We start from the raw sequence: 5354 nt of genomic DNA, 5'->3' as shown, positions 1-5354 counted from the left end.
TTAAGGTGTGAGCAACGCAATACCGAAGCTCCCGCATACCACCTTAAACACAAAACGCAACGCATAGTAAAAATGCCACGCGTTGCGAATCACTCTTAAACAGATTGTTAGGGCTTGTTCATGCTACTGCCCCTTACCAAAAGCATAACCAAGAGCAAGAGTAATGATCGGAGTAAAAATAGACCATATATCTTTAATATAAGTCATATAATCACTTTCAGGTGTCGGTGTTATAAAGCAATATTTCAAAAATATTGCAGCAGATAGACCAGTTGAAATATAAAAGCTCCAAGTTATAGTCATCCAAATGAACGAATCTTTTGCATTTTGCCCAGTCCCTATTTGACTGGCAATCTTGCCGACTAGGTGCTTTTCATTAATTCTGGGCTTGCTATCAGGCTTAGAGGAAGCTTTAGACTCAAACGTAAATTGCCCTTCAGTTTGATTTTCATCCATTTGCATCACCTAACAAAAACGTATACTTAAACTCACGAAACGCTCCCTGACCATTAGCACCGTTTAGATTTGAGTTGACATAAAACTGTATATAGAGCTCTTTTCCTTTTATTGAAGCTATTGGTACTGGCTGATCTAACCCTTCACCTAACGAGTTGTTAAAGTTAAAGAGCCTGAAGAGAAGAACGCCATCTTCTACCTTGCCTTCATATCTAGGTGAGCCTTCATCACTAACAAATAAAAACTTCACCTTTAGGTTATCAATCTGAAATTCAAGATCTGGACTAGATATATGGACAACCCCAGACTCTAAAACCTCTAAACCGTTTGTAAACTTAGTAACTTGAATACCGTATTTATTCATAGATGGTACGCCATAAAAACCGTATTTGAACTATATCATTAACTGCATTTCTCGAGTAGTAAACAAAGAGCCCTAACGCCCTGTTAAGGTGTGAGCAACGCAATACCGATGCTTCCGCATACCACCTTAAACACAAAACGCAACGCATAGCAAAAATGCCAAGCGTTGCGAATCACTCTTAAACAGATTGTTAGGTGAACTTCAGTTCGCGCCTACCAAACTGCATGTTTGATATGGGCTCTTTCTCGTTTGCGAAAGATGCATAAGTATCAGCATGTCGGCTCAAGATTCTTTTTAACGCGCTTATTTCCAAAGGATCGGTTGGCATTAAAATAAACATTTCTACCGTTTGGTACTCATACGATTGATTACGACTCAAAATAACATATTCAAAATCGACTAACTCATTCTTAAATTCAGATAAACTGCCATACGCCATGCCATGCTTTAGTTTTTGCTCTGACGCATAAACCCAATAGTAGCTGTTAATACTAAAGTCACCATCTTCCTTTTCAACCTCTTCATAACTAACAAAGTACCTGCCTTTGGGTAATAACTCTACTCTCTCTGAAAATGCGCTATACAGCTTCGATGGTGACGAAATATTAGTCTGTAGTTCAGAAACTTGTGAACTCAATGCAATGGTTAAAACAGAAACATTTACTGCATTCTTCAACCATTTTTTAAGTTTATATCGACTTTTAAACTTTATCTGCACCTTGTTAACCTCCAGTTCACCTAACGCCCTGTTAAGGTGTGAGCAACGCAATACCGAAGCTACCGCATGCCACCTTAAACACAAAACGCAACGCACAGCAAAAATACCAAGCGTTGCGAATCACTCTTAAACAGATTGTTAAGTAACTGTCTAACAGATCGGGTTAACTCTCAAACGTAGGAACGTTCATTTGATTGACCATTTGAACAATCTGCTGTCCAAACTGGCTAGTTGCGACACTTCCCTGAAAAACCACTTTACCAGTCGTATCATATAAATTTACAACTAAGCCATCTGGAAAAGTATACTTGTTTTGACCATTTGGCTTTGCTTCAAGCGTATGCGGTGTAGTTGCTAAATACGCTTTCAAAACTTGAACATGGTTACAGGTCATTGATGGAATAGACATTTTATCCTCTTAAACATTATTTTCGGAAAGGTAATTCTAAACCAAAGCTTAGAAATGCAACATAGTACATTTCAAATAGTTGAATATTAAGACTCTAATACCAGTTTGTTACTTAACGCCGCGTTAAGTGGTGAGCAACGCTACCACCTGACCTAAACCATTGTGCCGTAAACACTAAAGCTGAATCAAACCGAAAATGCCAAGCGTTGGGAATCCGTCTTAAACGCTTTGTTAAGCGACTTTCTTGGAGTTGATCGCTTGATGTAGCAAATTCTTAGGTGAGCCAATTTCCAACATTGCAACAATCAAAGATGTTAATAGCGCATCGGACGCCTTATAGAATTGTGTCAATGCTTCCGAAAACTTCATAACATCAAGTTCCGAGATAATTTCGTATTGTTTGATTGCTTCTTTCTCTCTATGAGCAATGGTGTTATGGCGTGTTTCAGAGAACTGCGATTCTATAAGTTTACGTGCTTTCTTTAGCTCTTTTAGTGCACTTACAACTTGAGACTTGGATGTTTCTGATAATCCAGTTGCTTCATAGATAAAGTGCATTTTACGCCCAGTAACTTTCCCCATGTCCCACTCATATATAGTAAGAATGAGAGTTCTGAGAGCAATGTTTCTTTTAGTTTCATTAGGATGTGAGAAAGCATCAGCTTTTAAAGCTTGAATGTCTCTTTCGGCGAGCAAGAAAAACAAACCAATATTAAAAAACTGCTTAGTCGCAGGAAACAAGCTTTCGTCAATTTTTCGATATTCACGCACGGTTATGTCAATTGCGTTATTTATTGCCTTATCTTTGACCTTAAATTCTCGATTCAATTTGTAATGCAGGCGAAGCATAAACAAGTATCGGATCTTTGAACCAAAGCGACTGTGGAACTTCAAACGAAACCATCGCTCTTGAACTGAACGATCTTTATCAAGAAATTTTTTACTAAACATACTTATACCACCGCTTGTCGCTTAACGCCCAATTAAGGTGTGAAGCACGCGACCACAACACTCAATTTGAACACCGTAAACACTGAACTAAACCTAAACCAAAAATGCCAAGCGTGCTGAATCACTCTTAAATTGTTTGTTATAAGCAATTATTTGCCCACTTTATCTACAGCTTTCTTTGCAAGATCTAACAGCTCTGATGCTGGCAAGTCTTTCTTAGGGTTTGACTTTTCCAAGGTCGAGCTTGGGTTGAAATCAATGGTGTTAATCGTTGTTTGTGCAAGTTGAACAAGTAACGAGTCTTTTTCATCACTTTCAGCGAGCTTTTCAATTTGGCGCTGGTGCCCTACAAAGGTTTTAGTTACAGCTTCCTTGTGAGCGTATTCTTGCTCAAGGCGCTTGTTCTGAGCCTGTTGCTTGCTGGCGAATAGAGCCAGCCATATCAATGGACCAAAGACCATTAAGCGTTTACCTAAGTCATACAAATACTGAGAACCTTGACTGGAAATTGAAGCTGCATCTAAGCCGAGACAGATCATGAAACCAATAGTTAAGATGAATAAAATAGCCCAACCATTTTTAGGCAGCTTGTATGACTCTTTTTGGTCTTGAAATGCTTTAGCAAGTTCAACATTCGTGGCACCAGTAAGCGCCCCTTCAATTTGAAGTAAAAGTTCTTCCGCTTTAGTTCTATTGGTTTTTAGACTTGATTCATAATCTTTTGCCAAAGTTCTTAACTTTGACTCTAACCCGTCATTTTGGTGACCATATAACAGCTCGGAAGATTGGTTGAAGGACTTCATCAACGCATAACATTCATCGTACACACCCTTGATATCAGTGTGTATAGATTCAATGCTTGGAACTAAGCCATCATGAGAATTTGTTATTAGCTCATATTTTTCTTCTGTGTTTTCAAGCAGCGTGCTAATTTCTTCTAGTTTTTTGTTTGCTTCTTCTCTGGCGTTTAGTACCTCAGACTGAATTGATATACCGTCATCATCGTCTTCCAGAAGAAGCACTCTCATTTCTTCAATTTGATCACGCTTCTCTCTAATTTCAGCAATTAGGGTTTCAAATTCGTCTTTGATTTGATTACGTAGACGAGTAAATGAACTTTTTTGACCACTACTTAAATTTTCCATTACTACATACTTTCCTAAAATTGCTTATAACGCCGCATTAAGGTGTGAGCGGCGCTTGGCTATACTTGAGCGAAGCGAAACTGCCAAGCGTTGCGAATCACTCTTAAATGCTTTGTTAGCCGTCGCTCATTTTGCTGACGATGAACTGTGCTCTTTCTTTAACTGAAACCTTAGGAACTTCAATTAAGTCATAGCCAAATTTAATATATGCGCTCACCATTTCACGATATGTCGTTATTGCTTCAAGGAAGTCCTGCTTTCGTTCAGCGTCATTTTCGTAGATTTCTTCCCAAGGTGGAAAAATGAAAACTTTACGGCAATAAATCAGTTCACCACATTTCGCTAACAAAAGATCCGATATAGGTATGCGCTCAAGCTTGCTGTACCCATACGAGTCGATAATACTTCGGTCGTAGAACGTAATTTCAGTACCACCAAAGTTTTCGTAATTATCGATTTCTTCAAGAACCATTTCGTCGCGAAATGCAGCCTTGTCCAACCAAGGTAATGCTGTACCTTGCAATTCTACTTGGGCTTGGATGACTTTTCGCCCAACTTCAGGTGCACTTGCGTACCCCATCTGGCGCAGAAATTCGATAACTGAAGTCTTCCCTGAACCTGGACCACCTGTAAAAACTACTCGATTATTCAAACAAAACTCCATAGACGGCTAACGCCGCATTAAGGTGTGAGCGGCGCTTGGCTATACTTGAGCGAAGCGAAACTGCCAAGCGTTGCGAATCACTCTTAAATGCTTTGTTAGGGCACAGTTCTCAAAGATCGCCACCTTACTAACCAGCACTTTGAATTTACACGATTTTCAAACGTTTCTCGTGACCTTTTAGGATTATGTGTGACACAGTAACCAAATAAGGATTCGTACCCAAAAGCCGCAATACATTCATAGCTACCAGGTGCGACTTGTCGAATGGCAACAGCTGTCTCTTGTTCTGGCCAATAACTCATAGCATCAAGGGAGCTTGTGTAAGGTAAATCGCCATTTCGAGTATGCATGAGTGCTTGGTTACGAACTTGCCAGTTAATTTCTGGCATTAGCTGCTTGAGCTGAGATTCATACTGTAAATATGCTTTAGGGTCGTTCTCGTCAGGAGCAAAGTAAATAACATCCGCATCGTTCAATGGTGTCGCTACATCAAAACCATGCAGTGCATCCCAAACAAGATTACGAACGAAACCAGCTGCAATATAGCATTGAGGCAAGCCCAATTTAGAGACGTACTCTAAGGCTTTGACTCTAACTGGATCTTGATTGACTAATTCTACGATTCTGTCCATTTCCGCCCTGTGCCC

At 39.6% G+C, this 5354-nt stretch carries 8 protein-coding genes; all 8 read right to left on the bottom strand.

Features of this window, described 5'->3' with window-relative positions; all coding sequences use genetic code 11:
- Window positions 1-123: 123 nt before the first annotated feature.
- The 8 genes from LIX84_RS22985 to LIX84_RS22940 all read right to left on the bottom strand — a co-directional run bounded on the left by LIX84_RS22985 (window position 124) and on the right by LIX84_RS22940 (window position 5339).
- Entirely contained in the window at window positions 124-456 is a 333-nt protein-coding gene (locus LIX84_RS22985) for a hypothetical protein (RefSeq protein WP_226422244.1), read from the bottom strand.
- Window positions 449-820 (bottom strand): DUF6864 domain-containing function, encoded by a 372-nt coding sequence (locus LIX84_RS22980; RefSeq protein ID WP_104023912.1) that lies wholly within the window; start codon window positions 818-820, stop codon window positions 449-451. Before LIX84_RS22980 ends, LIX84_RS22985 begins: the two co-directional genes overlap by 8 nt.
- Before the next feature lie 190 nt (window positions 821-1010).
- Window positions 1011-1538, bottom strand: a complete 528-nt coding sequence (locus LIX84_RS22970; protein WP_226422243.1) for a hypothetical protein — start codon at window positions 1536-1538, stop codon at window positions 1011-1013.
- Between the two features lie 163 nt (window positions 1539-1701).
- Window positions 1702-1947: a hypothetical protein gene (locus LIX84_RS22960; protein ID WP_226422241.1), complete on the bottom strand. Its 246-nt coding sequence runs from the start codon at window positions 1945-1947 to the stop codon at window positions 1702-1704.
- 231 nt (window positions 1948-2178) lie between these two features.
- Window positions 2179-2898 (bottom strand): hypothetical protein, encoded by a 720-nt coding sequence (locus tag LIX84_RS22955; protein ID WP_065274609.1) that lies wholly within the window; start codon window positions 2896-2898, stop codon window positions 2179-2181.
- Between the two features lie 149 nt (window positions 2899-3047).
- Window positions 3048-4043 carry a hypothetical protein gene (locus tag LIX84_RS22950; protein WP_226422240.1) on the bottom strand — a complete coding sequence of 332 codons (996 nt, stop codon included), beginning with the start codon at window positions 4041-4043 and terminating at the stop codon, window positions 3048-3050.
- A 115-nt stretch (window positions 4044-4158) separates the two neighbouring features.
- The gene (locus LIX84_RS22945; protein ID WP_226422239.1) at window positions 4159-4695 is read right to left on the bottom strand and encodes an AAA family ATPase; all 537 of its coding nucleotides are present in this window, start codon (window positions 4693-4695) and stop codon (window positions 4159-4161) included.
- A 107-nt stretch (window positions 4696-4802) separates the two neighbouring features.
- Window positions 4803-5339, bottom strand: a complete 537-nt coding sequence (locus LIX84_RS22940; RefSeq protein WP_226422245.1) for a nucleotidyltransferase family protein — start codon at window positions 5337-5339, stop codon at window positions 4803-4805.
- Between the last annotated feature and the right edge of the window lie 15 nt (window positions 5340-5354).

Source organism: Vibrio sp. E14 (assembly GCF_020515785.1).
Lineage (GTDB): Bacteria > Pseudomonadota > Gammaproteobacteria > Enterobacterales > Vibrionaceae > Vibrio > Vibrio diabolicus.
Note: the sequence above shows the minus strand (reverse complement) of the source record. Positions and strands in the feature narration are given on the sequence as shown.

Bases quoted from the DNA above. Each gene is read 5' to 3' on its own strand.
- LIX84_RS22985 (WP_226422244.1), bottom strand. From the start codon at position 456: ATGGATGAAAATCAAACTGAAGGGCAATTTACGTTTGAGTCTAAAGCT.
- LIX84_RS22960 (WP_226422241.1), bottom strand. From the start codon at position 1,947: ATGTCTATTCCATCAATGACCTGTAACCATGTTCAAGTTTTGAAAGCG.
- LIX84_RS22940 (WP_226422245.1), bottom strand. From the start codon at position 5,339: ATGGACAGAATCGTAGAATTAGTCAATCAAGATCCAGTTAGAGTCAAA.
- LIX84_RS22955 (WP_065274609.1), bottom strand. From the start codon at position 2,898: ATGTTTAGTAAAAAATTTCTTGATAAAGATCGTTCAGTTCAAGAGCGA.
- LIX84_RS22950 (WP_226422240.1), bottom strand. From the start codon at position 4,043: ATGGAAAATTTAAGTAGTGGTCAAAAAAGTTCATTTACTCGTCTACGT.
- LIX84_RS22980 (WP_104023912.1), bottom strand. From the start codon at position 820: ATGAATAAATACGGTATTCAAGTTACTAAGTTTACAAACGGTTTAGAG.